28 protein-coding genes are annotated in these 26,638 nt (G+C 61.6%); 19 read left to right on the top strand and 9 right to left on the bottom strand.

From position 1 onward, the window contains the following. Nucleotide 1 precedes the first annotated feature (1 nt). From ung to A9O65_RS04665, 10 genes are all read left to right on the top strand, one after another. On the top strand, nt 2-685 hold the full coding sequence (gene ung / locus A9O65_RS04710) for a uracil-DNA glycosylase (RefSeq protein ID WP_064700332.1): 684 nt from the start codon (nt 2-4) through the stop codon (nt 683-685). A 159-nt stretch (nt 686-844) separates the two neighbouring features. After that, a complete protein-coding gene (upp, locus tag A9O65_RS04705) occupies nt 845-1,474 on the top strand; it encodes a uracil phosphoribosyltransferase (RefSeq protein ID WP_064700331.1) in 630 nt (209 codons plus the stop codon). A 408-nt stretch (nt 1,475-1,882) separates the two neighbouring features. Then, nucleotides 1,883-2,971, top strand: coding sequence for an ABC transporter ATP-binding protein (locus A9O65_RS04700; RefSeq protein WP_064700330.1), 1,089 nt, complete (start codon nt 1,883-1,885; stop codon nt 2,969-2,971). Nucleotides 2,972-2,973: 2 nt separating this feature from the next. Further along, complete coding sequence (locus A9O65_RS04695; RefSeq protein ID WP_064700329.1) at nt 2,974-4,074, top strand: ABC transporter ATP-binding protein; 1,101 nt, start codon at nt 2,974-2,976, stop codon at nt 4,072-4,074. After that, entirely contained in the window at nt 4,067-4,948 is an 882-nt protein-coding gene (locus A9O65_RS04690; RefSeq protein WP_064700328.1) for a carbohydrate ABC transporter permease, read from the top strand. Before A9O65_RS04695 ends, A9O65_RS04690 begins: the two co-directional genes overlap by 8 nt. A 1-nt stretch (nt 4,949) precedes the next feature. After that, nucleotides 4,950-5,843: a carbohydrate ABC transporter permease gene (locus A9O65_RS04685; RefSeq protein WP_211598179.1), complete on the top strand. Its 894-nt coding sequence runs from the start codon at nt 4,950-4,952 to the stop codon at nt 5,841-5,843. Nucleotides 5,844-5,855: 12 nt separating this feature from the next. Further along, the gene (locus A9O65_RS04680) at nt 5,856-6,128 is read left to right on the top strand and encodes a DUF2160 domain-containing protein (RefSeq protein ID WP_064700327.1); all 273 of its coding nucleotides are present in this window, start codon (nt 5,856-5,858) and stop codon (nt 6,126-6,128) included. 72 nt (nt 6,129-6,200) lie between these two features. Then, nucleotides 6,201-7,928: an ABC transporter substrate-binding protein gene (locus tag A9O65_RS04675; RefSeq protein WP_244534458.1), complete on the top strand. Its 1,728-nt coding sequence runs from the start codon at nt 6,201-6,203 to the stop codon at nt 7,926-7,928. 145 nt (nt 7,929-8,073) lie between these two features. Next, nucleotides 8,074-9,705, top strand: coding sequence for a glycerol-3-phosphate dehydrogenase/oxidase (locus A9O65_RS04670; protein WP_064701503.1), 1,632 nt, complete (start codon nt 8,074-8,076; stop codon nt 9,703-9,705). Between the two features lie 77 nt (nt 9,706-9,782). Further along, nucleotides 9,783-11,024 (top strand): uracil-xanthine permease family protein, encoded by a 1,242-nt coding sequence (locus A9O65_RS04665; RefSeq protein ID WP_064700324.1) that lies wholly within the window; start codon nt 9,783-9,785, stop codon nt 11,022-11,024. 48 nt (nt 11,025-11,072) lie between these two features. Here A9O65_RS04665 and A9O65_RS04660 read toward each other — a convergent pair whose 3' ends face one another. Further along, on the bottom strand, nt 11,073-11,675 hold the full coding sequence (locus tag A9O65_RS04660; protein ID WP_064700323.1) for a cupin domain-containing protein: 603 nt from the start codon (nt 11,673-11,675) through the stop codon (nt 11,073-11,075). A gap of 169 nt (nt 11,676-11,844) precedes the next feature. Between A9O65_RS04660 and mobA the strand changes: the two genes are divergently transcribed. The 6 genes from mobA (at nt 11,845) to A9O65_RS04630 (ending at nt 15,958) form a co-directional block, all read left to right on the top strand. Further along, on the top strand, nt 11,845-12,450 hold the full coding sequence (gene mobA / locus A9O65_RS04655) for a molybdenum cofactor guanylyltransferase MobA (RefSeq protein WP_064701502.1): 606 nt from the start codon (nt 11,845-11,847) through the stop codon (nt 12,448-12,450). After that, the gene (gene mobB, locus A9O65_RS04650; RefSeq protein ID WP_064700321.1) at nt 12,447-13,034 is read left to right on the top strand and encodes a molybdopterin-guanine dinucleotide biosynthesis protein B; all 588 of its coding nucleotides are present in this window, start codon (nt 12,447-12,449) and stop codon (nt 13,032-13,034) included. The genes mobA and mobB overlap by 4 nt, the downstream gene beginning before the upstream one ends. A 127-nt stretch (nt 13,035-13,161) precedes the next feature. Continuing rightward, complete coding sequence (gene moaC, locus A9O65_RS04645) at nt 13,162-13,971, top strand: cyclic pyranopterin monophosphate synthase MoaC (RefSeq protein ID WP_064700320.1); 810 nt, start codon at nt 13,162-13,164, stop codon at nt 13,969-13,971. 4 nt (nt 13,972-13,975) lie between these two features. Further along, entirely contained in the window at nt 13,976-14,431 is a 456-nt protein-coding gene (gene moaE / locus A9O65_RS04640; RefSeq protein ID WP_064701501.1) for a molybdopterin synthase catalytic subunit MoaE, read from the top strand. Beyond that, complete coding sequence (gene moaA, locus A9O65_RS04635) at nt 14,428-15,420, top strand: GTP 3',8-cyclase MoaA (protein WP_064700318.1); 993 nt, start codon at nt 14,428-14,430, stop codon at nt 15,418-15,420. Before moaE ends, moaA begins: the two co-directional genes overlap by 4 nt. A 238-nt stretch (nt 15,421-15,658) precedes the next feature. Next, on the top strand, nt 15,659-15,958 hold the full coding sequence (locus tag A9O65_RS04630; RefSeq protein WP_064700317.1) for an H-NS family histone-like protein: 300 nt from the start codon (nt 15,659-15,661) through the stop codon (nt 15,956-15,958). Between the two features lie 74 nt (nt 15,959-16,032). Here A9O65_RS04630 and A9O65_RS04625 read toward each other — a convergent pair whose 3' ends face one another. Next, a complete protein-coding gene (locus A9O65_RS04625) occupies nt 16,033-17,619 on the bottom strand; it encodes a ribonuclease J (protein WP_064701500.1) in 1,587 nt (528 codons plus the stop codon). Between the two features lie 241 nt (nt 17,620-17,860). Here A9O65_RS04625 and purU point away from each other — a divergent pair, with 241 nt between their 5' ends. Next, nucleotides 17,861-18,715 carry a formyltetrahydrofolate deformylase gene (purU, locus tag A9O65_RS04620; protein WP_064700315.1) on the top strand — a complete coding sequence of 285 codons (855 nt, stop codon included), beginning with the start codon at nt 17,861-17,863 and terminating at the stop codon, nt 18,713-18,715. A gap of 13 nt (nt 18,716-18,728) precedes the next feature. Here purU and dinB read toward each other — a convergent pair whose 3' ends face one another. Both dinB and lexA read right to left on the bottom strand, forming a co-directional pair. Beyond that, the gene (gene dinB, locus A9O65_RS04615; RefSeq protein WP_064700314.1) at nt 18,729-19,775 is read right to left on the bottom strand and encodes a DNA polymerase IV; all 1,047 of its coding nucleotides are present in this window, start codon (nt 19,773-19,775) and stop codon (nt 18,729-18,731) included. A gap of 30 nt (nt 19,776-19,805) precedes the next feature. Further along, nucleotides 19,806-20,471: a transcriptional repressor LexA gene (gene lexA / locus A9O65_RS04610; protein ID WP_064700313.1), complete on the bottom strand. Its 666-nt coding sequence runs from the start codon at nt 20,469-20,471 to the stop codon at nt 19,806-19,808. Nucleotides 20,472-20,761: 290 nt separating this feature from the next. Here lexA and A9O65_RS04605 point away from each other — a divergent pair, with 290 nt between their 5' ends. Next, a complete protein-coding gene (locus A9O65_RS04605) occupies nt 20,762-21,427 on the top strand; it encodes a TetR/AcrR family transcriptional regulator (RefSeq protein WP_064700312.1) in 666 nt (221 codons plus the stop codon). A gap of 111 nt (nt 21,428-21,538) precedes the next feature. Here A9O65_RS04605 and A9O65_RS04600 read toward each other — a convergent pair whose 3' ends face one another. From A9O65_RS04600 to A9O65_RS17550, 3 genes are all read right to left on the bottom strand, one after another. Beyond that, on the bottom strand, nt 21,539-22,771 hold the full coding sequence (locus A9O65_RS04600) for a type II secretion system F family protein (protein WP_064701499.1): 1,233 nt from the start codon (nt 22,769-22,771) through the stop codon (nt 21,539-21,541). 11 nt (nt 22,772-22,782) lie between these two features. After that, complete coding sequence (locus A9O65_RS04595; protein WP_367888823.1) at nt 22,783-24,018, bottom strand: GspE/PulE family protein; 1,236 nt, start codon at nt 24,016-24,018, stop codon at nt 22,783-22,785. Between the two features lie 95 nt (nt 24,019-24,113). Next, a complete protein-coding gene (locus A9O65_RS17550) occupies nt 24,114-24,533 on the bottom strand; it encodes a GspE/PulE/PilB domain-containing protein (RefSeq protein WP_367888822.1) in 420 nt (139 codons plus the stop codon). A gap of 274 nt (nt 24,534-24,807) precedes the next feature. On the opposite strand from A9O65_RS17550, the gene A9O65_RS17530 reads away from it, so the two are divergent. Further along, the gene (locus A9O65_RS17530; protein ID WP_302846709.1) at nt 24,808-25,209 is read left to right on the top strand and encodes a pilin; all 402 of its coding nucleotides are present in this window, start codon (nt 24,808-24,810) and stop codon (nt 25,207-25,209) included. Nucleotides 25,210-25,269: 60 nt separating this feature from the next. On the opposite strand, the gene A9O65_RS04585 is transcribed toward A9O65_RS17530, so the two are convergent. After that, a complete protein-coding gene (locus A9O65_RS04585; protein ID WP_064700501.1) occupies nt 25,270-25,986 on the bottom strand; it encodes a lipopolysaccharide kinase InaA family protein in 717 nt (238 codons plus the stop codon). Between the two features lie 187 nt (nt 25,987-26,173). After that, nucleotides 26,174-26,593 carry a secondary thiamine-phosphate synthase enzyme YjbQ gene (locus A9O65_RS04580; RefSeq protein WP_064701498.1) on the bottom strand — a complete coding sequence of 140 codons (420 nt, stop codon included), beginning with the start codon at nt 26,591-26,593 and terminating at the stop codon, nt 26,174-26,176. Nucleotides 26,594-26,638: the final 45 nt, after the last annotated feature.

Genomic DNA, 26,638 nt, shown 5'->3' with positions numbered 1-26,638 from the left:
CATGAGCATTCCGCTGCCCGACAGCTGGCAACAATGGCTGGGTGCCGAGTTCCAGGCACCCTACATGCAGGCATTACGTGATTTCCTGGCCGGGGAGAAAGCAGCCCGCAAGGTCATCTATCCGCATTCGTCGAACTGGTTTCGTGCCTTCGAGCTGACGCCGCTCGACGAAGTGAAGGTGGTGATCCTGGGCCAGGATCCCTATCACGGCCCGAACCAGGCGCATGGCTTGTGTTTCTCGGTACGGCCCGGCGTGCAGGTGCCGCCTTCGTTGGTCAATATCTACAAGGAACTGGCCGCCGACGTCGGGTTCCAGCCGGTCAACCATGGCTTTCTGGAAAGCTGGGCGCGACAGGGTGTCTTGCTGCTGAACACCTCGCTGACGGTGGAGCAGGGCAATGCCGGCTCGCACCGTGGACGTGGCTGGGAGACCTTCACTGATCGTGCCATCGCCACGGTCAACGAGCATGCCGGTCCCACGGTGTTCCTGCTCTGGGGCAGTCATGCTCGCAAGAAGAAGGCTCTGGTGGACACCAGCCGCCACCTGGTGCTCGAGTCGCCCCATCCCTCGCCGCTGTCGGCGCATCGCGGCTTTTTCGGCAACCACCATTTCTCGCGGGCCAATGCCTTCCTCGCCGAGCAGGGTCGTACGCCCATCGATTGGCAATTGCCTCAGCAACCCTGATCCAGCTTGCCTGGCCGCGGCCTTGGGCTCCATGCCCCGGGCTGTGGCTGACCAACTTAACCTCAACGCAGGATGCGGGTAGAATGGCGCGCAATTTGCGCATGCCCCATGCGACAAAGGCCGCCATCGATCCCATCGCCGCCGAAGAGGTTCCCGCCCATGAGTGTTCATGCCATTCAACATCCCCTTGTCCAGCACAAGCTGGGGCTGATGCGTGAAGCCGGTATCAGTACCAAGAGTTTTCGTGAGTTGGCCGGCGAGGTGGCCAAGCTGCTCACCTACGAGGCGACTCAGGATCTCGAGCTCGAGACGCAGGATATTCCGGGATGGAGTGGCGAGCCGATTGCCGTCAACCAGCTCAAGGGAAAGAAGGTTACCATCGTGCCGATCCTGCGTGCCGGCCTCGGGATGCTGGAAGGCGTGACCGACCTGATTCCCAGCGCCAGGGTCAGTGTGGTGGGCCTCTACCGCGACGAAGAGACCCTGCAGCCGGTGCCGTATTTCTCGAAGTTTGCCGGCGATCTGGATGAGCGGATGGCCATCGTCATCGACCCGATGCTGGCAACCGGCGGTTCCATGGTGGCGACCCTGGACATGCTGCGTGACCGGGGCTGCAAGCACATGAAGGTGATCGTCCTGGTGGCGGCGCCGGAAGGGATCGAGCGGGTGCAGCGGGACTATCCGGACATCGAGATCTACACGGCCTCGGTGGATGACCATCTCGACGAGAATGGCTACATCGTGCCGGGTCTGGGGGACGCGGGCGACAAGATCTTCGGCACGCGCTGATCGACGGCGGCAGGGCGCCGTCGTGACTGCCAATCGCCAATAGCCTATCCCGGTTCGCTTGCCTGATGGGCGTCAATGGATCCCGGTTCATGGTGGTGACCGGGGGATGTCAAAAGGGTCGCTTAGAGCGGCCCTTTTTTATGTTCGAGTTATGTTCGAAATCGAAAAAACGTGGTGGAGCATGGCACGTCGTCCATCCGACATGTCGACCATCTGTGTGTAGACAAAAGTTTTACTGATAAAAATAATCTATATAAAACATATAATTATGAATAATCTTCGACGAGTTTCGGTCGTCGAGACAGTGTTTTCGCTAAACTACATTTGTGTCCGAAATCGAATCTCGGCTAACGTGATGCTACGCATGCCTCAAGCGTGATCGCATAACAAAGAACAGCCGAGATCCGTATGTCATTGATCCTAGAAAACATCGACCGGGTGGTCGGCGGTGAAACACATATCGCCGACATGAACCTGTCCCTCGAACCCGGATCGTTCAATGTCCTGCTGGGCCGGACGCTCGCCGGCAAGACCACGCTGATGCGGCTGATGGCTGGCCTCGATACGCCGACCCGTGGGCGTGTCCTGATGGACGGCGAGGATGTGACCGGCCGTTCCGTCCGCCATCGCAATGTATCGATGGTCTATCAGCAGTTCATCAACTATCCCAGCCTGACCGTCTACGACAACATCGCCTCGCCGCTCAAGCTGGCGAAGGTCGGGCGTGCCGAGATCGATCGCCGGGTGCGGCATATTGCCGAGATGCTGCATATCGAGCACCTGCTCGATCGACAGCCTCTGGAGCTGTCTGGTGGCCAGCAGCAACGTACCGCCATGGGACGTGCTCTGGTGAAAGATGCCGACGTGGTGCTCTTCGACGAGCCGCTGGTCAATCTGGACTACAAGCTCCGCGAGGAATTTCGCGAGGAGCTTCGGGCAGTCTTCAGCGAGCGTAACTGCATCGCCGTTTATGCCACCACCGAACCCGCCGAGGCGCTGGCGCTGGGCGGCAACACGGCGGTACTGCACGAAGGGCGCTTGCTTCAGTATGGCCCGACCGAGGAGGTCTATCACCGTCCTCGGGATATTCTGAGCGCCGAAATGTTCTCGGAACCCCCCATCAACATCATCGACGGCGTCATCGAGGGCGCCTCGGTCTCCTTCGCCGATGGACATCGGCTGCCGGCAGCAGCCAGCTTCGGTGGCTTGGCCGCTGGTGCTTATCGGTTCGGTGTACGGGCATCCCACCTGTCGCTCGAACGAGTGTCCGAGCATGACGTCGCCATGGAGATGATCGTCGACCTCGCCGAGATCAGCGGTTCCGAAACCTTCCTGCATGTGCGCAACGACCACCTCTCGATGACGGCCCACCTGACCGGCGTGCATCACTTCGAGGTGGATGATCCGGTGACGCTCTATTTTTCCGCCCAACGTGCCTATGCCTTCGATTCGCAGGGCGCGGTCAGGCACATACCGGCCCACCTGGGAGGCGTTTGACGATGGCCGAGATTACCCTCAGGTCCCTGGCCCACACTTACCTGCCAAACCCGCGGACACCGGAAGACTATGCGATCCGCGAAATGAATCACGTCTGGCACCAGGGGGGCGCCTATGCGCTGCTCGGGCCTTCGGGGTGTGGCAAGTCGACGTTGCTCAACATCATCTCCGGCTTGCTCGAACCCTCCAGCGGCGAAGTGCTCTTCGACGGTGAGGTGGTCAATGCCTTGCCGCCGGAAGCACGCAATATCGCCCAGGTTTTCCAGTTTCCTGTCATCTACGACACCATGACGGTCTACGACAACCTCGCCTTTCCGTTGCGCAACGTGAAGACGCCTGAGGCGAGGGTCCATGAGCGTGTCATGGAAGTTGCCGATGTCCTGGAGCTCACCGCCCAGCTCAAGCGCAAAGCCAAGAACCTGACCGCCGACGAGAAACAGAAGGTCTCCATGGGGCGTGGCCTGGTACGCGACGATGTCTCGGCCATCCTGTTCGACGAACCCTTGACCGTCATCGACCCACAGCTCAAGTGGAAGCTGAGACGCAAGCTCAAGGAAATTCATCAGCGCTTTCAGATCACCATGGTCTATGTAACCCATGACCAGCTCGAAGCCTCGACCTTTGCCGACAAGATCGCCGTGATGTACGAGGGGCAGGTGGTGCAGTTCGGCACGCCAAGAGAGCTGTTCGAGGCGCCGAACCATACCTTCGTCGGTTACTTCATCGGCAGTCCGGGGATGAATTTCCTGGATGTCATGGCGCGCGACGGGAGCGTGATGACCGGTGATACCGAACTGACGGTCGGGCGGGGCATTCATGATGCCGTGGCTCGAGCGAGCTCCTCCAACATCAAGCTGGGAATCCGACCTGAATTCGTCGAGGTGCATGCCGAGCCGGTGGAGGGTGGTATGCCGGCTCGCGTGGATCATGCGCAGGATCTGGGAACTTATTCGATCGTCTACCTGACGCTTGGCAGCGTCTCGCTCAAGGCCCGTATCGAGGAAGATCAGGTAACGCCCACGGAGCAGGCCTGGCTACGCTTCCCCGATGCGCATCTCGGCCTGTATGTCGACGAATATCGCGTGGAGTTCGACCATGAATAAAGTCTACAACAACCGGGCCTGGTGGCTGATCTTGCCGATGCTGCTGTTGGTGGCCTTCTCGGCGATCATTCCGCTGATGACGGTGGTGAACTATTCCGTACAGGACGTCTTCGATGCCCATACGCGCTTTTTCACGGGTGCCGAATGGTTCAAGGAGATGCTCAATGATCCGACACTGCAGGCGGCCGTGCTGCGTCAGTTTGCCTTCTCGCTGACCGTGCTGGCCATCGAGGTGCCGTTGGGTATCGGCATCGCCCTGCTCATGCCCAAGAAGGGATGGCAGGCCTCGGCGGTGTTGATCCTGGTCACCATGCCATTGCTGATTCCCTGGAATGTGGTGGGCAGCATCTGGCAGATATTCTCCCGGGGCGACATCGGCCTGATGGGCTGGAGCCTGCGCGAACTGGGCTATGGCTACAACATCACGGCAAGCCCCGTGGATGCCTGGGCGACCATCATTCTGATGGATGTCTGGCACTGGACGCCGCTGATCGCACTGCTCTGCTTCAGCGGCCTGCGCTCGATTCCCGATGCCTATTACCAGGCAGCGCGCATCGATCGCGCCTCGAAGTGGGCGGTCTTTCGCTACATCCAGTTGCCCAAGCTCACCAATGTACTGGTGATCGGGGTTCTGTTGCGCTTCATGCATTCCTTCATGATCTACGCCGAGCCTTTCGTGCTCACAGGAGGAGGGCCGGGAAGCTCCACTACCTTCCTCAGCCAGTCGCTGACGACCATGGCCATCGGTCAACAGGATCTGGGGCCCTCGGCGGCGTTCTCGCTGATCTATTTCCTGATCATCCTGCTGGTTACCTGGGTGTTCTATACCGCGATCATGAACATGCAGAAAGACGACAAGAACAAGGAGGCATGAAATGAGTCATTCAGCGCCCACGACCCCCGATGATGTGCGCCAGCGTGCGGCGGCCGCCAACAACCGGCGTCGTCGCCAGGCTCGCCCGGCTTCCCGGCAGTGGCGCCGTCGGGGGCTGATGGCGGCCTATATCGTGTTCGTACTGTTGCCGATCTATTGGTTGCTCAACATGTCCTTTCAGTCCAACACCGAAATTCTCGGTGGGCTGACCCTGTGGCCCGAGGACTTCACCATCGAGCACTACGCCAAGATTCTGACCGAATCCAGTTGGTACATGGGGTATGTGAACTCGATCATCTATGTGCTGATGAACATGCTGATCAGCATCGTGGTGGCGTTGCCGGCTGCCTATGCATTCAGCCGTTATCAGTTCATCGGGGACAAGCACCTGTTCTTCTGGCTGCTGACCAACCTGATGGCACCGCCCGCCGTCTTTCTGCTGCCGTATTTCCAGCTCTATTACACCGTCGGGTTGTTCGACACCCATGTGGCGGTCGCTCTGGCCCATTGCCTGTTCAATATTCCGCTGGCCGTGTGGATTCTCGAAGGCTTCATGAGCGGTGTCCCCAAGGAGATCGATGAGACCGCCTTCATCGATGGCTACAGCTTTCCGCGATTCTTCGTGAAGATTTTCATTCCCATGATCAGCTCGGGGATCGGTGTGACGCTGTTTTTCCTGTTCATGTTCTCCTGGGTCGAGCTGCTGCTGGCCAGCACTCTGACCTCGACCAATGCCCAGCCCATCGCCTCGGTCATGACTCAGACCAAGGGAGCGTCGGGGATCGATTGGGGGGCGTTGGCCGCTGCGGGAACGCTGACGATCCTGCCGGGCATCGTGGTGGTCTATTTCGTTCGCAACCATATTGCCAAGGGCTTTGCCCTGGGCCGTACCTGAGGAGGGCGCGACATGGAATGGATGGTCTGGACCACGCCCACCGCGGTCTTCTTTACCGTCATCGCGGCCATGCTGGCCGGCATGACGGCCTGGGAAGTCATCTCGCCGACAGTCGAGCGAAAGGGCTTTCTGCCGATCTCGACCACGCGAGGTGATCGTTTTTTCATCGGTCTACTTTCCGCCGCCTATATTCATCTGGTGGTGGTGGGGTTCACCCCGCTCAGCATCTGGCTGGCGCTGGGCGCATCGGTGCTCTGGCTGCTGATCCTGATGCGCTGGGGCTGACAGCAACGCATGGAGCCGAATATCCAGGGACGGACGACAACAACCCAAGAGGTCAACATGAAAGCGAGAACAATGAGACTCTCTCTACTGGCTGCCGGTGTGATGCTGGCAAGCGGTGCTCTGCACGCCGACGATCAGGATGCCCGCGCCATCGCCGAGCGCCTGGTCGATGAACACTTCCAGGAATCGACGCTTTCCCGCGAGGAACAGATCGAAGAATTGATGTGGTTCGCCAAGGCGGCCGAGCCCTTTCAGGGCATGGAGATCAACACCGTCGCCGAGGGACTGACCACGCACATCTATGAGCGGGATGTGCTGGCCGAGGCGTTCAGCGAGCTGACGGGCATCGAGGTGACGCACAACATCATCGGCGAGGGGGATGTCGTCAACAACATGCAGACCCAGATGCAGTCGGGTCGCAATATCTACGATGGCTACGTCAACGACACCGACTCCATCGGCACGCACATTCGCTACGGCACTACCATCAACCTTTCCAAAGCCATGGAAAACGAGTGGGCCGACTACACGCTGCCGACCCTGGATCTCGATGATTTCATCGGCTTGCAGTATGGCACCGGCCCGGATGGCAGTGTCTATCAGTTGCCGACCCAGCAATTCGCCAACCTCTACTGGTTCCGCTATGACTGGTTCCAGCGCGAGGATCTGCAAAAGCAGTTCCGCGAACGCTATGGCTATGACCTGGGCGTGCCGACCAACTGGACCGCCTACGAAGACATCGCCGAGTTCTTCACCGAGCATGTCGGCGAGATCGATGGGGAGAAGGTCTATGGCCACATGGACTATGGTCGTCGCGATCCGTCGCTGGGCTGGCGTTTCCATGACTCCTGGCTCTCCATGGCGGGCATGGGCAGTCCCGGCGTGCCGTTCGGCAACCCGGTGGATGACTGGGGGATTCGCGTCAACGAGCAGAGCCAGCCGGTCGGGGCCAGCGTGTCTCGCGGCGGGGCCACCAACTCGCCGGCTTCGGTGTTTGCCGTCACCAAGATGGTCGATTGGCTCGACAAGTATGCCCCGCCCGAAGCCAGCGGCATGACCTTTGGTGAAGCTGGCCCCGTGCCGGCTCAGGGCAATGTCGCGCAGCAGATCTTCTGGTACACCGCTTTCACGGCCGACATGACCGACCCTGAGCTGCCGGTTACCGACGAAGAGGGCAATCCCAAGTGGCGCATGGCGCCGTCCCCGACGGGGCCTTACTGGGAAGAGGGCATGAAGGTCGGTTATCAAGATGTGGGAGCCTGGACCTTCTTCGACTCGACGCCCGAGGATCGTCGCACGGCTGCCTGGCTGTTCGCGCAGTTCACCGTCTCCAAGACGGTATCGCTGGAAAAACTGATGGCCGGTCTGACGCCGATCCGCGAATCGGACATCTTCTCCGAACAGATGACCGAGATGGCCCCCAAGCTGGGTGGTCTGGTGGAATTCTATCGCAGCCCGAACGAATCCAACTGGACGCCGTCCTCCACCAACGTGCCGGATTACCCGCGCATGGCGCCGCTGTGGTGGCAGAACCTGTCGCCGGCGGTCAGCGGGGATATCTCGCCCAAGGAGGCGCTCGACAACCTGGCGGGGGATCTCGACAGCATCATGGCGCGCCTGGCGCGAGCCAAGGTCTTCGATACCTATGCGCCCAGCTTGAACGACGAGCGTGACCCGCAGTACTGGCTCGATCAGCCGGGTTCGCCGAAACCGCAGCTCGACGACGAGATGCCGCAGGGTACGACGGTTCCCTATGACGAGATGATGGAGGCGTGGATGGCCGCCGGTTCTCGCGAATGATGATGGGGCGGATCAGCTGATCCGCCTCCGTTGCCCCGGCGACTGTCGGGGCCTCTCCAAGATCGTGTAACCGGTTGCCTGAACGGGACTGAGGCCCCGCTCGGTGCATGCCGAGCGGGGCCTTCTGCTTTGAAAAGGGCCAGACATGCAACTCAGACAGCACAACATCAGCAAGCTTCCCGAGCGGATCTTCGACGCTCTGGTCATCGGGGGAGGCATCAACGGCGCCTCGGCTGCCGCCGCCCTGAGTGGCAAGGGAGCCAAGGTGGCCTTGATCGATCGCGGCGACTTCGCCGGCAGTACCAGCATGCATTCCTCCAATCTGATATGGGGGGGCATCAAGTACATGGAAAGCGGTGACTTCAAGCTGGTGCGCAAGTTGTGCAAGAGCCGGAATCACCTGATCAAGAGCTATCCGTCCACGGTCCAGGAAATTCGCTTCTTGACCACCATCAACAAGGGGTTTCGCCATCATCCGCTCTATCCCTGGGCGGGGACCTGGCTGTATTGGCTGATGGGCAGTGCCTTTACGCGAATGCCGAACTTCCTGCGTCCTGCCGGAATCAAGGCGCGGGAGCCGATCATCGATACACGCAACGCCCTGGGCGGGTTCGAATACTCCGATGCCTACCTGTACGACAATGATGCACGTTTCGTCTTCAGCTTCGTGCGAGGCGCACTGGACTTTGGCGGTGTGGCGGCCAATTACGTAGAGTCGCTGGGCTCGCGCCGCGAAGGCGATGTCTGGGTTACCAGTGTGAAGGACCGTATCGATGGCTGTGCCTTCGAGATTCGTTCCCGGGTGCTGATCAACGCCGCCGGTCCCTGGGTCGATCAGCACAATCGTCTCTCGGGGCAGCGCACCGACCATCATCACGTCTTCTCCAAGGGCATTCATCTGATCGTGCCGCGCTTGACCGAGAACAAGCGCGTCCTGGCCTTCTTCGCCGACGATGGTCGATTGTTCTTCGTCATCCCCATGGGGCCGCGCACCTGCATCGGGACCACCGACACGCGCGTGGACAAGCCCGAGGTCGAGGTCACGGAGGAAGACATCCGTTTCGTGCTCGACAATATCAACAAGCGGCTCGAGCTTCGGAACCCGCTCGGCGAGGGGGATATCATCGCCACTCGCTGTGGGGTGCGTCCTCTGGCCGTCAAGCCCAATGGTGGCAACGACCGCGACTTTCTCAATCTGTCGCGCAAGCACGCCATCGATACGGACGACGAGAATGGCCACCTGAGCATCTTCGGCGGCAAGCTGACCGATTGCCTGAATGTCGGCGAGGAAGTCGTCGAGGAGGTGGCCCGGCTCGGTATCGAGATTCCGAAGCCTGATTTTCGCTGGTACGGTGAGCCCGATGCCTCGGCCCGCGAGACGTTCATGCACCAGGCTCGGCTCATGGAACTGGACGCGATGACCAGCGCCGAGGCCATGGAGCCGCTCAGTGTCCGGCTGTGGCGACGCTATGGCACCCAGGCACTGGAGTTGCTCGAGGACATTCGACAGGACCCGCGCCAGGCGGAAGTGCTCATCGAGGGCACGGAATACCTGCGTGGTGAGCTGAAACTGGCCAGGCGCCGCGAAATGGTGACCAAGCTCGAGGATTTCCTCAGGCGTCGCTCCAAGATCTCGTTGGTCGTTTCGCGCGCCAGCCTGCGTGATTCGCCGGGGCTGAAGGAAGCCTGCGACATCCTGTTCGGCGAAAAAGCGGAGCAGCGGCTGGCGGAGTACTGGTCTGTCGAGGCTGGAGAGATCGAGGCTGACTCGGCCTGACTGCGATTTAACGGTCGGGGTTGCTAGAATGCCGCGCGTTCGACTTCTCCTCCCTCCAACGCCAGGAGCTTCCTACCATGACCGACGATACGTCGGCCTCGGCGATGCCGACCGATACTCCCGTGCGCACCCTGCTGGTGGGTGCCCAGATGCTTTTCGTAGCCTTCGGCGCCCTGGTGCTGGTGCCGTTGCTCACCGGACTGGACCCCAATGTGGCCCTGTTCACCGCCGGTATCGGCACTCTGGTCTTCCACGCCGTGACGGGCGTCAGCGTGCCGGTGTTCCTGGCCTCCTCCTTTGCCTTCATCGCGCCCATCCAGAGTTCGGTGACCAACTTCGGCATTCCCGCCACCCTGGGCGGCATGCTGGCGGCCGGCCTGGTCTATGTTCTGATTTCCCAACTGGTGAGGCTCAAGGGCACCGCCTGGTTGCATCATCTGCTCCCGCCGGTGGTCGTGGGGCCGGTGATCATGGTCATCGGCCTGGCGCTGGCGCCGGTGGCGGTCGACATGGCGACCGGCGAGACCAGCGATGCCATCGGTTACGGGCGGGCCATTGTCCTCTCCATGGCGAGCCTGCTGGTGACCCTGGTGCTGGCGGTGTTCGGACGGGGGCTGATCCGGCTGGTGCCGATCATGGGCGGCATCGTGACCGGCTATGCGCTGTCGATGATGATGGGGGTGGTGGATTTCACGCCGGTGCGCGAGGCAGCCTGGCTGGCGCTGCCGGAGTTCACGGCCCCGACCTTTCATTGGGCGGCGGTGCTGTTCATGATCCCGGTGGCCATCGCGCCGGCGGTGGAGCACATCGGCGACATGGTCGCCATCGGCTCTGTGACGCGCCGGCACTACCTCGAAAAGCCGGGGTTGCATCGCACGCTGCTGGGCGATGGCCTGGCGACCTGTTCGGCGGCGCTGTTCGGTGGACCGCCCAATACCACCTACTCAGAGGTGACCGGTGCCGTCACCCTGACGCGCGCCTTCAATCCGCGCATCATGCTGGTGACCGCCGCCATTGCCATCGTGCTGTCTTTTCTCGGCAAGCTGGGCGCCTTGCTGCAGACCATCCCGGCGCCGGTGATGGGGGGCATCATGACGCTGCTGTTCGGCTCCATCGCCGTGGTGGGCATGAATACCCTGGTCCGGGCGGGGAGCGCCTTGACCGAGCCGCGCAACCTGGTGGTGGTGTCGCTGATCCTGGTCTTTGGCATCGGAGGCATGCAGTTCGGTGACGGCCAGTTCACTCTGCAGGGGGTGAGCCTCGCGGCGCTGGTCGGCATCGGGCTCAACTGGCTGCTGCCCAGCGCCCCCGAGGCCTGACCGAAGGACGTTCAGCAAGACGGCGCCATCTCGGAAAGCCGAGGGGGATCAGCCCTCGGCACCATTCTGGCCATGATGCAGCACCTCGCCGCCATCCGAGAAGGAGGGCGGGGTGTTGGCGCTGACGATCACGCATTCGGTGTCGCCGACATTGCGGAAGCGGTGGGGCAGCCGGGAATCGAAGTAATAGGCGTCGCCCGCTGACAGAATCGCCACTTCGCCGTTGACCGTGATTTCGATGCGGCCGGCGATGACGACGCCACCTTCTTCGCCGTCGTGCTCGAGCATGTCTTCGCCGCTGTCGGCGCCGGGAGGATAGCGTTCATGCAGTACCGACATGCGGCGGTCGGGACGACGTGCGGCCACCAGGCGCCATGAGAGCACGCCGTCGCCGATTTCGGTGAGCTCGTCGGCCTTGTAGAAAGGACGAGGGTGGCTGGGTTCGTCCCCGGCAAAGAAGGCGTTGATCGAGACCGGCAAGGCGTCGAGTATTTTCTTCAGCGAGCTGACCGACGGGCTGACGCTGTTCTGTTCGATCAGCGAGATGGTGCTGTTGGTGACCTGGGCGCGCTTGGCGAGCTCGCGCTGCGAAAGGTGTCGTTCCTGTCGAAGCTGACGCAGGCGTGCCCCGACGTCGAATCCTTCTTCCATCCTGTGTCCTGTATGCGGCGTTGCCGCCATCCTGCATCGTGGAAAATTCTTGACGAATGATACCCGCTCGAGGCCCTGTCGGTCACCATTGCGGGCCGGGGCCATGGCACCGCATCGCAGGGTAAGGCATCATGGCAGAAGTGAAGCATTGCCGAAGGCAGGAGACGACATGATCCGTCGCGACGACCTGACCGGTCTGGTACTGGCCGGTGGTCGGGGGAGCCGCATGAGAGGGTGCGACAAGGGGCTCGAGCCTTTTCTCGGCCGTCCCCTGGCGGCTCATGCCGGTGCTGTGTTGCGCGGGCATGTCAGCGAACTGCTGATTTCCGCGAATCGGCATCTTGGCGCCTACGCGGCATTGGCCGATCGGGTCGTCGAGGATATCACGTCGGATTATCAGGGGCCGCTGATGGGGCTTTACAGTGGTCTGCGTGCTGCCCGCACCCCCTGGCTGGTGGTCGTGCCCTGCGATGCACCGGCACTGCCGCTTTCGCTTGTCTCCCGTCTGGTTGAGACCATTGGCGAGGGGGACATCGCAGTCGCCCACGACGGTCGACGGGCGCATCCCGTGGTGGCTCTGGTGCGCGTCGCTCTGGCGGATGATCTGGCGCGTTGCCTGGCCGAGGGCGAGCGCAAGGTCGAAGCCTGGCAGGCGCGCCATGCGCGAGTCTGGGTCGATGTCTCCGACTGCCCCGAGGCCTTTGCCAACCTGAACACCGATGCCGAGCGGCAGCGTCTAGCGCAGGCGCTCGGAGGGGAGGCATCGCCGACATGACCGAAGGGATGTCCACGACACTGACAATGCCGGAAACGCCGGCCCTGCTGGGCATCGCGGCCTGGAGCGGAACGGGCAAGACGACGCTGCTCGAGCAGTTGCTGCCCGCCCTGCGGCAGCGAGGTCTGCGGGTGGCGGTGATCAAGCATGCACACCATGCCTTCGATGTCGATCAACCGGGCAAGGATAGCCACCGCTTGCGTCAGGCCGGTGCCATGCCGATGCTGGTGGCATCCCGGGCACGCATCGCGATGATGCTGGAGACGCCGGACCAGGAAGAAGCGGACCTGGCACAACTGATCGAGATGGTACGCCCGCAGGCACCGGACCTGATCCTGGTGGAGGGGTTCAAGGCCTGGCCGCTGCCCAAGCTGGAACTGTATCGGAGTGAGCTCGGCAAGCCGCCGCGCGCCGCGGAGGACCCTTGGGTGAAGGCCGTGGCCGCCAAGGGGGACTGGCAGCCGCCGGTCGGCGTCGAGAGCCTGGATCTCGATGACCTCGACACCTTGATCGACTGGGTAGCGGCCTGGCCGGTGCGCTGGCCTTCCGAACGCGCACCCCGGCCCGTGGCAGGTGATCGGTGAGATTGTCCGGCGTCGCGGTCCTGCCCGGTCATCCTGACGTAGATGATGATCGCCGGAGGGCCGGCTTTGGCCTGTCAGCGGGCGACCATCCAACCCTATACCGTGACCGTCATGAGGCATTGAATCCATGACCCTGACTCATCTCAACGTACGCGGCGAGGCCCGCATGGTCGATGTGGCCGACAAGCCGGAGAGTCGTCGCGAAGCCAGCGCCTCTGGCTTCATCCATATGCAACAGTCGACATTGCAACTGTTGGTCGAGGGCAATCTTCCCAAGGGCGACGTGCTGGCCACTGCGCGCATTGCCGCGATTCAGGCCGCCAAGCGTACCCATGAACTGATCCCCTTGTGCCATGCCTTGCCCTTGTCCAAGGTCGAGGTCGATTTCCATGTCGACGAGGCCGAAGGCGGCGTGCGTGTCACCGCGAACTGTCGGTTGAATGGCCGAACGGGTGTGGAAATGGAAGCCTTGACGGCGGTTTCCGTGGCGTGTCTGACGCTCTACGATATGTGTAAGGCGGTGGACAAGGATATGGTGATCGGTGAGATCCGCCTGGAGGAAAAGCGTGGAGGCAAATCTGGCGAGTATCGACGTGCGGCACCGGCCGAGCCGGCGCCCATCGTGACGGGCGAGGGTGCCAGCGGAGAGGTGTCGCTGGGTGTGCGCTGTGCGTTGGGTGAGCCCTGCGTCCGCGTCAAGTGTCTGGCGGAGCTTCGCGAGCGTCTTGGCGTCGGAGAAGTCGCGGTACCCTTCGATCGACTCGAGAGTGCTGACATCAATGGCCTCAAGGCGGTATTGAAAGAGATGGACGCACGTTTTGCCGGTCTCGAAGAGGGCCGTGTCCTGTGCGCCGTCAATCAGGTCATGGCAGGAGGTGCCACGCCATTGACCGCCGATGACGAAGTTGCCTTCTTCCCCCCGGTGACCGGAGGCTGACAGCATGATCCGCGTACAACAACAATGCTTCGATGCGGGCGATGAACAGCGGGCGTTGCTGGCCGGGCGCCATGATATCGGTGCGGTGGTCGGCTTCACGGGACTGGTGCGGGACTTCAACGAGCGCCCCGATGTTCAGGCGCTGACTCTCGAGCATTATCCCGGAATGACCGAGGCCGCCTTGGCCGAGATCGTTGCCGAGGCCGAGTCGCGCTGGCCACTGCAGGACGTGCGCTTGGTGCATCGTGTGGGACGTCTTGAGCCTGGAGACCCTATCGTCCTGGTGTTGGTCGCCAGTGCACATCGACGCTCGGCCTTCGAGGCCTGCGATTTCATCATGGATTATCTCAAGACGCGTGCGCCTTTCTGGAAAAAGGAGCATACCGCCAGTGGCGATTACTGGGTCGCCGAACGCGAGACTGACCACCGAGACGCCCGACGCTGGGAGGCCATATCATGACCGATGAGCTCATCGACGATTTCGGCAGACGGGTGAGCTATGTGCGCATCTCCGTCACGGATCGCTGTGACTTCCGATGCGTGTATTGCATGAGCGAGGAAATGACGTTTCTGCCACGCGAGCAGGTGCTGACCCTCGAAGAGCTCGGGCTGGTCGCCAGAGCCTTTACCGAGCTGGGCGTGGAAAAGATTCGCCTGACCGGTGGGGAGCCTCTGGTCAGGCGTGACATCGATCGTCTGGTGGCCGATATGGGGGCGTTACCGGGGCTCAAGGACTTCGCCATGACGACCAATGGCGCAGGCCTCGGTAAATATGCATCGCGCCTTCGCGAAGGGGGACTGCAACGTCTCAACATCAGTATCGATTCTCTGGATCCGGAACGCTTTCGGCGCCTGACGCGAACTGGTGACCTCAACAAGGTCATCGATGGCATGCGGGCTGCTCGAGAGGCAGGCTTCGAGCGGATCAAGCTCAATGCCGTGATTCTCAAGGGGCGCAATGATGACGAAGTGACATCACTGGTCGAATTCGCTCGCCAGGAGGGCGTCGATATCAGCTTTATCGAGGAAATGCCGCTTGGTGACGTCTCCGATCATTCGCGTGCGGAAACCTACTGCTCGAGCGACGAGGTCCAGGCGTTGATCGAGCAGCACTACGAACTCATTCCCACTGCCGAGACCACTCTGGGCCCATCCCGCTATTTTCGTATGCCCGATAGCGAGAGCCGAGTAGGCTTCATCTCGCCGCACAGCCATAATTTCTGCGCTTCCTGCAATCGTGTGCGTGTCACGGTCGAAGGGCGTCTCCTGCTGTGTCTGGGCAATGAACACTCCGTCGACCTCAGGGCCGTGTTGCGCCGTCATCCCGGCAATATCGAGGAACTCAAGAAAGCCATCGTGGCGGCAATGCCTCTCAAGCCGGAGCGTCATCACTTCACCACCGATGGGGATGTGCAAGTGGTTCGTTTCATGAACATGACCGGTGGCTGATTGCTTCCAGTGGCTCGATTGATCGTTTTTTACGATTGATGATCCGAGTGTTTTCACTGGCTTTTCTTGCCAAACCTGCATTGGCGAATATACTTTTGTTTAGGCCGGATGATCGGCTTTTGGGAAAGCCTGAGTGCTTCGGCGCGATGCAGGCTCGGTGACCGATTGCAAATGCCGGGATTCGCGATCGTATATTCAGTATTTCCCTTGCACGTCAAAATTCGTCATGGAGGGGGTAATGTCCAATCAGACCCTGGAGCGAATCGCTCGAAACAAGAATGTGGCACGCGCGGCGGCTCGTCAGTTGAGCATGGAGCAACTGCATAAACTGGCTGAGGTGATCGGCGAGGTTATCGAGCAGAAGAACGACGAGGAAAAGCGCCGTCAGGAAGAAGAGGCGCAAAAGGCGCGCAAGCTTGCGGAAATCCGTGAGCAGATCAATGAGGCCGGCCTTTCCCTTGAAGATCTGGTACCTGACCAGCCGAAGCGCAAGCGCGGTCGTCCGCCGAAGAATGCCAAGGATGCCGACAAGGGGTAAAGGAAAGGCAACGCGCTGAAGGACAAGGCCAGGAGAAGGGCATGCACTCTGTGCCACTTCTTTTGGTCGGCTCGTTACTTTTCCATCACGGCTTGGGTCTCCACGGCGAAGATCTGAAAATGGACGTCGGGCACGCGGTGGAGATGGTCGGCTAACCAGGCCATCAAGTCGGGATAAAGGATTGCACGCAAGTCCGCCAGGGAATCCCCTTGGGCGGTTTCCAGGCATTCGTCGAGCCGATCGGCCAATGATGCTTCGTCGAGAGGGCTGGTGTGACTGTCGTCCAGCATGAGGCGCCCGATGCGTGTCCATCCTTGTTCGGTGGCAGCCACGGAAATGGCCAGGAAGAGCTGGCCATGGCGTGTGCTAGAATCCCCTTCCGCTCCCACAACGGGCGCGATCTTGTCTTGATCGATGATGTGTGGTGTCAGTCGATAATGTCGCTCGAGCTGGAGGCCCTGATCATCCAGCCGTATTAGGTCTCCGTTATGCGGCGTCAGCGGTGCCTCGATCGACATCTCGCGCGCGATAGCCTGGTGAGCCTTCTGGTGGCGCGCTTCACCGTGTACGGGCAGCAAGCGATGCGGTGAAACCCACTCGTAGAAGGTACGCAATTCATCCTGATAGGGGTGGCCCGAGGCATGCAGCCCTGGTCGCTGTATGTCGTCCAGCAGCGTGACGCCGGTCAGTCTCAAGGCATGCTTCAAGCGCTCGATGAGGCGTTCGTTGCCGGGAATGGCACGGGCCGAGAAGATGACGCTGTCGCCCGTCATCAATTCGAAATGCGGATGACGCCCTGCCGCCAGTCGTGACAAGGCCGCGCGGGGTTCGCCTTGACTGCCGGTAGCGATCACCAGGACTTCCTCGGCGGGCAGATAGCCCAGGTCCCGCACCGGAACCAGGGGAGGGAAATCTTCCAGATAACCGAGTCCCTGGGCGATTCGCACCATGCGTTCCATGGAACGTCCCATCAGGCTGATGCGTCTTCCGCAACGGTCGGCTGCGCGGGCTATGGCCAGTACCCGGTCGAGGTTGCTGGCAAAGCAGCTGACCACCACACGACCGGTGAGTGGGGCGATGGCGCTTTCCAGGGCAAGCGCTACCTCACTTTCGCTGCGTGAATGCCCTGGCTCCGGCGCGCAGGTAGAGTCGCCGACCACCAGGTCAACCGGCGCAATCGCGCGGTAGGTGTCGGGATCGATGGGTGCGCCGAGCAATGGGGCGGGATCGAGCTTCCAGTCGCCGGTGTGCAGAATGCGGCGTTCGCCGGCTTGTATCAGCAGGGCGCAGCTTTCCGGTATCGAATGCGTCAGGGGCAGGTAGCGCAGTGCGAAGTAGCCGACCTCGATCGCTTCCCCGGGCTCGATGACGTGGATAGCATCGGTGCGCAGGCCGCGTTCCGCGAACTTGCTGTGCAACAGGCCGGCGGCAAGGGGAGTGGCATGGATCGGGCAACCCCATTGCGGCCACAGCCAGGCGGCCGCGCCGATATGGTCCTCGTGGCCATGGGTGATGACGAGCGCCTCTGGCGCGATGCCGAGTGTGTCGATCGGGGTCAGATCGGGCACTTGCAGGGGGGCGCCAGGCAGGTCCTGGCGAATCATCATGCCGCAGTCCACGGCGATCCAGCGGTCCCGGTGCCCATAGAGCGTGAGGTTCATGCCGATCTCGCCACAACCGCCGAGCGGAAGGAGATGAAGCGGGGCGCGGCGGCGGGAACGGATCTGGACGCGGGGCTGAGGCATCGAGCAAAGCTGAGCAAGGTGTGTGCCATTCACTATACGGGATCGTCGCCATGCCCCACAATGCGCCGCTTCGTGGTGTGTGGTGGCTGCTGGATTTCGCTACAATGTCGCCCCTTGTGGTTACCCCAATTTGTTCTTCCAATGGAATGCGTTTGCGATGTCTCATTACTATCGTCTGGTGATTTCCTGCCCTGATCGTCTGGGAATCGTGGCCCGAGTGTCCAGCTTTATCACCGGACATGGTGGTTCCATTACCGAAGCTAGCCAGCATTCCGATCTCGAGTCCGGGCGTTTCTTCATGCGCTACGAGATCCTGGCGGACTCTGTCGACATGACGCCGGAAGACCTGCGTGAGGCTTTCGAGCCCATTGCCCGGGAATTCGATATGCAGTGGGCGCTGACCGATACCCGACAGCGTCGTCGCGTGGTGCTGATGGTGTCCCGGGAAAGCCATTGTCTGGTGGATCTGCTTTACCGTTGGACCGCTGGTGAGCTCGACTGCGATATCGCGGCGGTGATTTCCAATCACGACGACCTGCGCAGTCTGGTGGAATGGCACGAGATTCCCTACCACCATGTGCCGGTGCCGAGCGAGGACAAGGCGCCGGCCTTCGCCGAGGTCGAACGACTTGTCGAGTCGGCGGGCGCCGATTGCGTGGTGCTGGCGCGTTACATGCAGATTCTCCCTCCAGGGCTCTGCCAGCGCTATGCTGGCCGCGTGCTCAATATCCATCACAGCTTCCTGCCATCCTTCGCCGGAGCCAAGCCTTATCACCAGGCATACCAGCGCGGGGTGAAGCTGATCGGTGCCACCTGCCATTACGTGACCGAAGAACTGGATGCCGGTCCCATCATCGAGCAGGATATTCATCGGGTCAGCCATTGCCACACGCCCGATGACCTGGTGCGTTTCGGTCGCGATGTCGAGAAGGCGGTGCTGGCGCGAGGCGTGCGTTGGCACCTGGAAGATCGCGTCTTGCGCCATGGCAACAAGACGGTGGTCTTCGCCTGAGGCGCGGGATCGGCTACAACGGCAGGGGGAGTTGCAGGCGGGCTTCTTCGGACACCAGGCGTGCGCCCACGCCGAGCAGTCTGACGGGGCGGTGGGCGCGTGACCAGGCGTGTTCGAGCAGCTGCGAGAAGCTCTCCTGAGACACCGGAAGGCCTCGGCTCTCTAGGGTGGTGAGACTGAAATCGTCGAAGCGAACCTTGACGAACAGGCCGGCAAGAGGCGGCTGGCCGTGTCGATCCAGCCGTTCCGTCAAGCGTTCGCACAAGGGGACCAGTGCCTGTCGGGCGCTGTCGAGGTCCGGTAGATCCTGCCCGAAGGTCGTCTCGACGCTGATCGATTTGCGCTCTCGCTCGGTGCGTACTGGGCGTTCGTCGATGCCTCGCGCCAGTTCGAACAGCCGCCGTCCGAACTTGCCGAACTCGTCGATCAGTCGCTCGAAGGGCTGGTGTCTGAGGTCGGAGCAGGTCGTGATGCCCAGGGCTTCCAGCCGTGCCGCGGTGGCGGGGCCAACGCCGTGGAGCTTGTTCACCGGCAGCGAGGCGACGAAGTCGTCGACCTGTTCCGGAGGAATCACTGTGAGACCATCGGGTTTTTCCCAGTCGCTGGCGATCTTGGCCAGGAACTTCGCCGGCGCGACGCCCACCGACACGGTGATGCCGGTGCGGGCCAGGCATTCCCGCTTGAGCCATTGGGCCATCCAGGTTGCGCTGCCCTGGAAGTCCTCGACATCGGTGACGTCCAGAAAGGCTTCATCGAGCGAGAGGGGTTCGACCAGCGGCGTCAGCTCGTGGAAGATTCGCTGAATATCCCGGGAGACCGCACGGTACTTGTCGAAATCGCCGGGCAGCAGGGTCAGGTGGGGGCAGAGCCTCAGTGCCCGGGCAGTGGGCATGGCCGAATGGATGCCGTAGGCCCGGGCCGGATAGTTGCAAGTGGCGATCACGCCGCGGCGTTCCCGTGAGCCTCCGATGGCCAGGGGGATGTCGCGCAACGAGGGATCGTCGCGCATCTCGACGGCCGCGTAGAAGCAGTCGCAGTCGGCATGCAGGATCTTGCGCACGGCCGTCTCCGCACCTCTCGTCCACCGGGGTCAGGCCAGGGCCTGGCCGTTGCCACCCCGGATGACACCCACGCCGATACCCTCGATCTCCAGTTCCTGATGGCGAAGATCAACCTCGATGGGAGCGAAGTCGGGATTCTCGGCTTCCAATACCACGTGATGGCCCTGGCGATGGAAGCGTTTGACGGTGACCTCATCCTCGAGCCGTGCCACCACGATCTGCCCGTCGCGGATGCGCTCGGTACGATGCACGGCCAGCAGATCACCCTCGAGAATGCCGATGTTCTGCATGGATAGGCCGCGAACCCGCAGCAGGTAGTCGGCACGGGGAGTGAAATATTCGGGCGGCAGTGGGCAGTAGCGATCGATATGCTCGGTGGCGAGGATCGGGCTGCCGGCTGCCACTTCGCCGATGATCGGCAACCCTTGGGAGGAGGTGGTATCTCCGGAGGCATCGCCGACCGCCTGGGTGTCGTTCTCCTGGGCCGGCAGACGAATGCCCCTCGATGTGCCGCGAATCACTCGGATGACCCCCTTGCGTTCCAGGGCGCGGAGGTGTTCTTCGGCGGCATTGGGCGAGCGAAAGCCGAGAGCACGGGAGATTTCGGCCCGGGTCGGGGGATAGCCCAGCTCGTTCATGGTCTTGACGATGAAGTCGAGGACATTCTGCTGGCGGGGCGTGAGGGAGCGAGTCATGCGACCTCCGGGTCGAGAACCTGTTAGTGGACGGTTCGGTGAGCCTGGTGCGCTTGAAACGCCGGGCGAGCCCGGGCATTTTCTGGCAGCGTCAGAGCCGACCTCCATGTTATTGGTCAAGTATACAGCATGATGATCTATCCAGTAAAAGAGGGCCGCGTTGTCGGTCTACGCTGTGTGCTCGATTCGACATTTCAAACAGTTGACGGTTCGTGACATTGAGGCAATGTGATGGCTGTCGTACACTTGCTTCATATTCAAACAATTGTTTACAACATTGGACCCGATTCATGGCCCAGCCCGACACCGTCACGCGTATTCTGGACACCGCCGAAGTGCTGTTCGCCGAACGAGGGTTCGCCGAGACATCATTGCGCAACATCACCAGCAAGGCCAAGGTCAACCTGGCAGCGGTGAATTATCACTTCGGCTCCAAGAAGTCGTTGATCCAGGCTGTCTTCTCGCGTTACCTGGATCCCTTCACCACGCGCTTTCATGCCGCCCTGGATGATCTGGAGGCGCGGCACCGCCAGGATGGCAGCATTATTCCCCTCGAGGAACTGCTCGAGACCATGGCACGAACTGTGCTCGAGGTGCCGGCGGAGCGTAATAGCCTGAAAGTGTTCATGCGCCTACTGGGCCTGGCGTACAGTCAGGCTCAGGGGCATCTGCGTCGTTATATCCAGGAAGAGTACGGCAGCGTCTTCACGCGGTTTACCGAACTGGTGAGAAAGGCGACGCCGGAACTGCCGGACGCCGAGCGTTTCTGGCGCCTGCACTTCGTGCTCGGCACGGTGATCTTCACGCTCTCGGGGCTGGATGCGTTGCGTGATATCGCCGAGCAGGATTACCACGAGCATGTCTCGGTACGTGACCTGATCCGGCGCCTGCGCCCCGTGGTGGTATCGGCAATGCAGGCCCCATTGCCTGAGCCGCCGGTACAGGAAGTAAGTTGATTGGTGCGCACACCGTGTCCTGAACCCATAAGCCCCTCAAGGGGCCTTCGATGCGCTATTGAGTGTTGCTGACCGCCAGGATGTCGCGCACCGCCACGCGTCGGCGTTTTCCTAGATAGCACCGCCGAGCGCGAAGATGGGCAGATACATCGCCACGACCAGCCCTCCAACCATCACCCCCAGGATCACGATGACGGCGGGCTCGAGCAGCGATGTCAGCACATCGACACGTTCATCGACTGCCTGTTCGTAATGGTCGGCGATACGATCGAGCATCTGATCCAGGGTGCCGGATTCTTCGCCAATGGCGATCATCTGGATCGCCAGTGAGGGAAAACCTTTCGAATGGCGCATGGCGACGTGAAGAGGCTGGCCGTCCAGCACGTCGTGCCGGATATGATCGACGGCCGTGCCGAAGGCGCGATTTCCCGTGGCGCCGGCAGCACTTTCCAGCCCTTCTACCAGGGGGACGCCAGCACCGACGGTGGTCGCCAGAGTCCGGCAATAGCGGGCCACGCAAGACTTCGCGAGAATGTCGCCAAGCACGGGCAAGCGGAGCGCCAGCGCATGCAGGCGGCCAGCGAAAGTCGAGGAACGACGTTGGCCGACATGCACCAGCAGGGGCAGGCCGATCACCAGCATGACTCCCCAGAGCCAGTAGTGTTGGACAGCCTGGGAAAGCATCAGGGTCAGCCGCGTCAACGCCGGCAACTCGGCGCCGAAATCGCGAAACAGCCCTTCGAAGCGGGGCACGACCTTGATCAGCAGCAGGGTGGCGACCACGATCCCGGTGGCAAGAACGACGGCCGGATACCAGAGAGCCTTGCGGACGCGGGCCTGGAGCCTTTCGACCTTTTCCTTGTGGGTCGCCACGCGGTCGAGCATGCGCTCGAGTGTCCCGGATTGCTCCCCGGCTGCCACCAGATGAGTGAACAGGCTCCCGAAATGCCGAGGATGTCGCTCCAGTGCCTCGGCCAGGCTGGCGCCCTCGGCCACGTCCTTGCCCAGGGTTTCCACCAGCAGACGCATGGCCGGCTTCTCGACGCCGTTGGCGATCACCTTGAACCCTTGCAGCACGGGAATGCCGGCACGGAGCAGGGTGGCCATCTGGCGTGCAAACAGCATGATGTCACGGGACCCGACACGGCCTGCCCCCGTGCCGAAGCCTCGCTTGAGCCGAATATGTCGGACGAGGATGCGTTGCTCGGCAAGGCGTCTGGCGACGTCTTCGCGTCGTGGGGCAACGACCTCGCCGGTGATGCGTCGTCCGTCCGCATCCCGCCCCGTCCAGCGCCAGCGGCGTGGTCTGGTGTCATCACCACGGTGAGCTTTGGCATCTTCCATATTGCGCTGTCTCAGTGATTGCCGGTGACGCGGTTTACCTCGGCGAGACTGGTCAAGCCTTGCAGGGCCTTGTCGAGCCCATCGTGCCACAGACTCGGGTAGCCACTGCGTCGTGCCTGTGCCTCGAGATCGGAGGCCTTGCCGCGACGCAGTATCCGCTCGCGCATCGCCGAGTCGATCGGCACGGTTTCGTAAAGGCCGATGCGCCCCTTGAAGCCTTGCGTGCAATAGCTGCAACCAACGGGTTCATGAAGGTCGGCATGGCTGGCGGCCTGCTCATCGATACCGAGATCCTGAAGGGTTCGCTCATCCAGCACGACGGGCCGCTTGCAGTGGTCACAGAGTCGACGCGCCAGTCGCTGGGCGATGATCAGGCTCACCGAGCTGGCGATGTTGAAGGGGGCGATCCCCATGTCGACCAATCGGGTCAGGGTCTGTGCGGCGGAGTTGGTATGTACCGTGGAGAGCACGAGATGGCCGGTCTGCGATGCCTTGATGGCGATCTCCGCAGTTTCCCGGTCACGAATCTCGCCGACCATCACCACGTCCGGGTCCTGCCTCAGGAAGGCACGCAGAGTGCTGGCGAAATCCAGCCCGATGCGTGGCTGGACGTTGACCTGATTGATGCCTTCCAGCTTGATTTCCACTGGATCTTCGGCAGTGCAGATATTGCGGCTGGCCTCATTGAGCCGTCCCAGGCCGGTATACAGCGTTACCGTCTTGCCACTCCCGGTGGGGCCCGTGACCAGAATCATGCCCTGTGGCGCGGACAGGGCGGATTCGTAGAGCCGCCTTTGTATCGGGGAGAGGCCGAGCTGGTCGATATGCCAGTGTGCCGTGGTGGGATCGAGCAGGCGTAGCACGATTTTTTCGCCATGCACCGTGGGCAGGGTGCTGACGCGGAAGTCGATTCCGGGGCCTCCGAGGTGACGCCACTTGATGGCACCATCCTGGGGAAGCCGCCGTTCCGAGATATCCAGGTGTGCCATCACCTTGAGGCGAGCGGCGATGCGTGAGCGCATCGAGACGGGCGGGTGCGCCACATCGTGCAGCATGCCGTCGATCCGCAGGCGGATGCGCAGATGTTCCGCGTAGGGTTCGAAGTGGATGTCGGAGGCTCCATGCTGGATGGCCTCCTGAAGGATGCTGTCGATGAAGGCAATCAGCGGGGCGTCGTCATGCGAGGTGCCGGATGCCGCGATGTCATCCTCACGGCCTGCCCCCGTGGAGATGGGGGTTGCCTCCATGCGAGCCAGCGCCGCCAGTGCATCGTTTCTGGGGGTGAGGTAACGATCCAGCCAGGCCGCGAGCTGGTCCCTGGGCGCCAGGACGCCCTCCGGGGTTAGACCGGTGGCGAAGCGTAGTTTTCGTCCAGTTCGGCCAGCTTCGCAGGATGGTCGATGGCGACGGTGAGGCGCTGCCCGTGATGACGCAAGGGTAGTACTTCTAGCCGGCGAAGCAGAGCTTGCGGATACTGCTCGACGGGAGGCAGCTCGCCGAACGCCAGCGTCTCCAGGTCGATCACGGGCAGCCCGTATTCTCTCGACGCCACCTCGGCGACTTGCCGTGCCGTCAGGGCCCCGACATCGATGAGGTGGGACATAAACGAGCATTCCTGCCGCTGGGCCTGACATTCCAGGCGCTGTGCACTCCGGGCATCGAGCAGGCCCTCATCGACCAGGCGCCGAGCCAGGCCAGCAAGCTCCTCGGAGGATGGCTCGGGTTCCTGCCCCATGTCTTCACCTGCCGGATATCCACTCATGGCAGCTCGCGATACTGGTTGGATCACTGCCGAGTCTAGTCAGTCGGTGCGATGTCGGCCCTAGGCGTTTTGCGTAGGGAGGGCGAGGAATTTGCAGACTCCTTCATGCGAAATATCGACGCCGAGAAGACAGAGAATCTTCCTTGTCGGGTTTAGGCTCGCTTCCTACCGTCAAGGTCAAGAGCGGCAGGCATGGAGGGAAGTGCGGATACAACCGACAGAAGTCCCGCGGCTTCTGATCAGCCAATGCGGATAGGCAATCGGGGAGACAGACATGGAAAGGATGACACAAGACGCGAGCGTGCACGCGCCGATGAGGCAAGCCGGCTTTACCCTGATCGAACTGCTGATCGTGGTGGCGATCATCGGCATATTGGCGGCAATTGCCGTACCTCGTTACCAGGATTATACGGAACGCGCCAGACACAGCGCCGCGTTGTCGGAGCTGAGTGCGGCGAAGCTGCGTGTCTCAATGAATATTTCCGAGGGCCTGGAGGACCCCTGCGAGGACGTGGGATGGAACTGCACCGTCAGCGGGGATTCCGGCTCCATCGAGAATACCGAGCAGAGCAATGAGACCGGCTCCGAGAATGTCCATCCCAACGCCGTGCTGACCTGGAATGCCGACAACGAGGACGGCATTACCTGGCAAGCGAAGGACTGGAACGATGAATGAGGGCCATGCAAGGCGGCGACACAGTCAATCGCTCCGGCAGCGGTGATCACGCCGGCCGAGTCATTCGGCCGGCTTGCCGGCCCAGAGCTCGCCGATACGGCACTCGGCCAGGCTGCGGTAGGCCTCGCCACGCAGCTTGCTGGCGGTCAAGGAGGCTTGGATGGCGGGCCAGCGCTCGTCGGTACGCCGCGGCAACGGGCGGACGTGGGCATCGATCCAGTTCAGGTGCCCCTGGTCATCCACCATGAGATTGTTGTAGTGCAGGTCCCGATGTACGTAGCCGGCATGGGCGAGTTGCACGACTTCCTGGCAGAAGTGCTCGAGAAAGCGTTGTCGTCCGTCCTCGTCGAGTTCATCGAAGACCTCCCCACCCACTCGGGCATTGTGTAGCTGTTCCATCAGCAGCAGTGACGGATTCCGGTTGGCGGGATTGAAGGAAATGCCCCAACCGTAACAGTCGGGCACGCGCAGACCTGCATGCCGCAGGATGCGACGGCTGAGAAACTCCTTGCGGGCATCGGACTGCATCAGCAAGCGCTTCTCGAGATAATCGCGATACATCCATTTCAGTGGCTGCCGTTGCTTGCGGTACTTGTCCGGTACCACCTTGGCGAGGATTCGCTGATCCTGCGAGACATAGAATCGGCTGCTGCCCAAAGCCTCGAAGGCTGCCGTCGTCGTAGTGCTGGCCAGTCGCAGGCGATCCGGCAGATTACGAGGATGAAAGATGAGATAACGTCGGCGACGATCATCGAAGGGAATGTCGAGCAGTTTCACGAGCGGACTCTTCTCGGGACCTGTTTGGAGCAGGTCATAGGACAAGTAGAATCGGCATGCCGAGATGGTGTGCTGACATTCCTGCCGATGCTAGGCCATTGATTCTACCGTTTCGGGAGGTAAGCGCCTAGCCATGATCACCATGCGGCAGAGAGCCCGGCGTTCTCTGCGAGGCGGCGTTGCACGATCACTCGCCGTTGAGCGTTGCGATCAGGCGTCGGGGACCGCCATGGTCACGATGCTCGCCGAGCCAGATGCCCTGCCAGGTACCGAGTGCCAGACGACCGTCACGCACGGCCAGTGTCAACTGGTTACCGAAGAGGCTGGCCGCGATATGGGCGGGCATGTCATCGGGCCCCTCCATAGTGTGGCGAAAATAGGGCAGATCGCCCGGGATTCGATCCCGCAGGAACGCATCCATGTCGTGGCGTACATCGGGGTCGGCATTTTCGTTGAGAGTCAGCGAGGCGGAAGTGTGCAAAAGCTGCAGGTGCAGCAGGCCCCTTTTCAAGGTGCTCAGTCGAGGAACCGACCCGACGATCTCTTCGGTGATCAGGTGAAAGCCGCGTGAACGCGGCGCGAGGCGGATTTCTTGCTGATCCCACATGGTCACTTGCCCTCGAGAGTGTGGATACCCGTCGAAGGATAGGGG

The sequence above is a fragment of the Halomonas caseinilytica genome (genome assembly GCF_001662305.1).
In the GTDB taxonomy this organism is placed as follows: Bacteria; Pseudomonadota; Gammaproteobacteria; order Pseudomonadales; family Halomonadaceae; genus Halomonas; species Halomonas caseinilytica.
The sequence above is the reverse complement of the archived record's forward strand: the minus strand, read 5'-3'. Positions and strand labels throughout refer to the sequence as shown.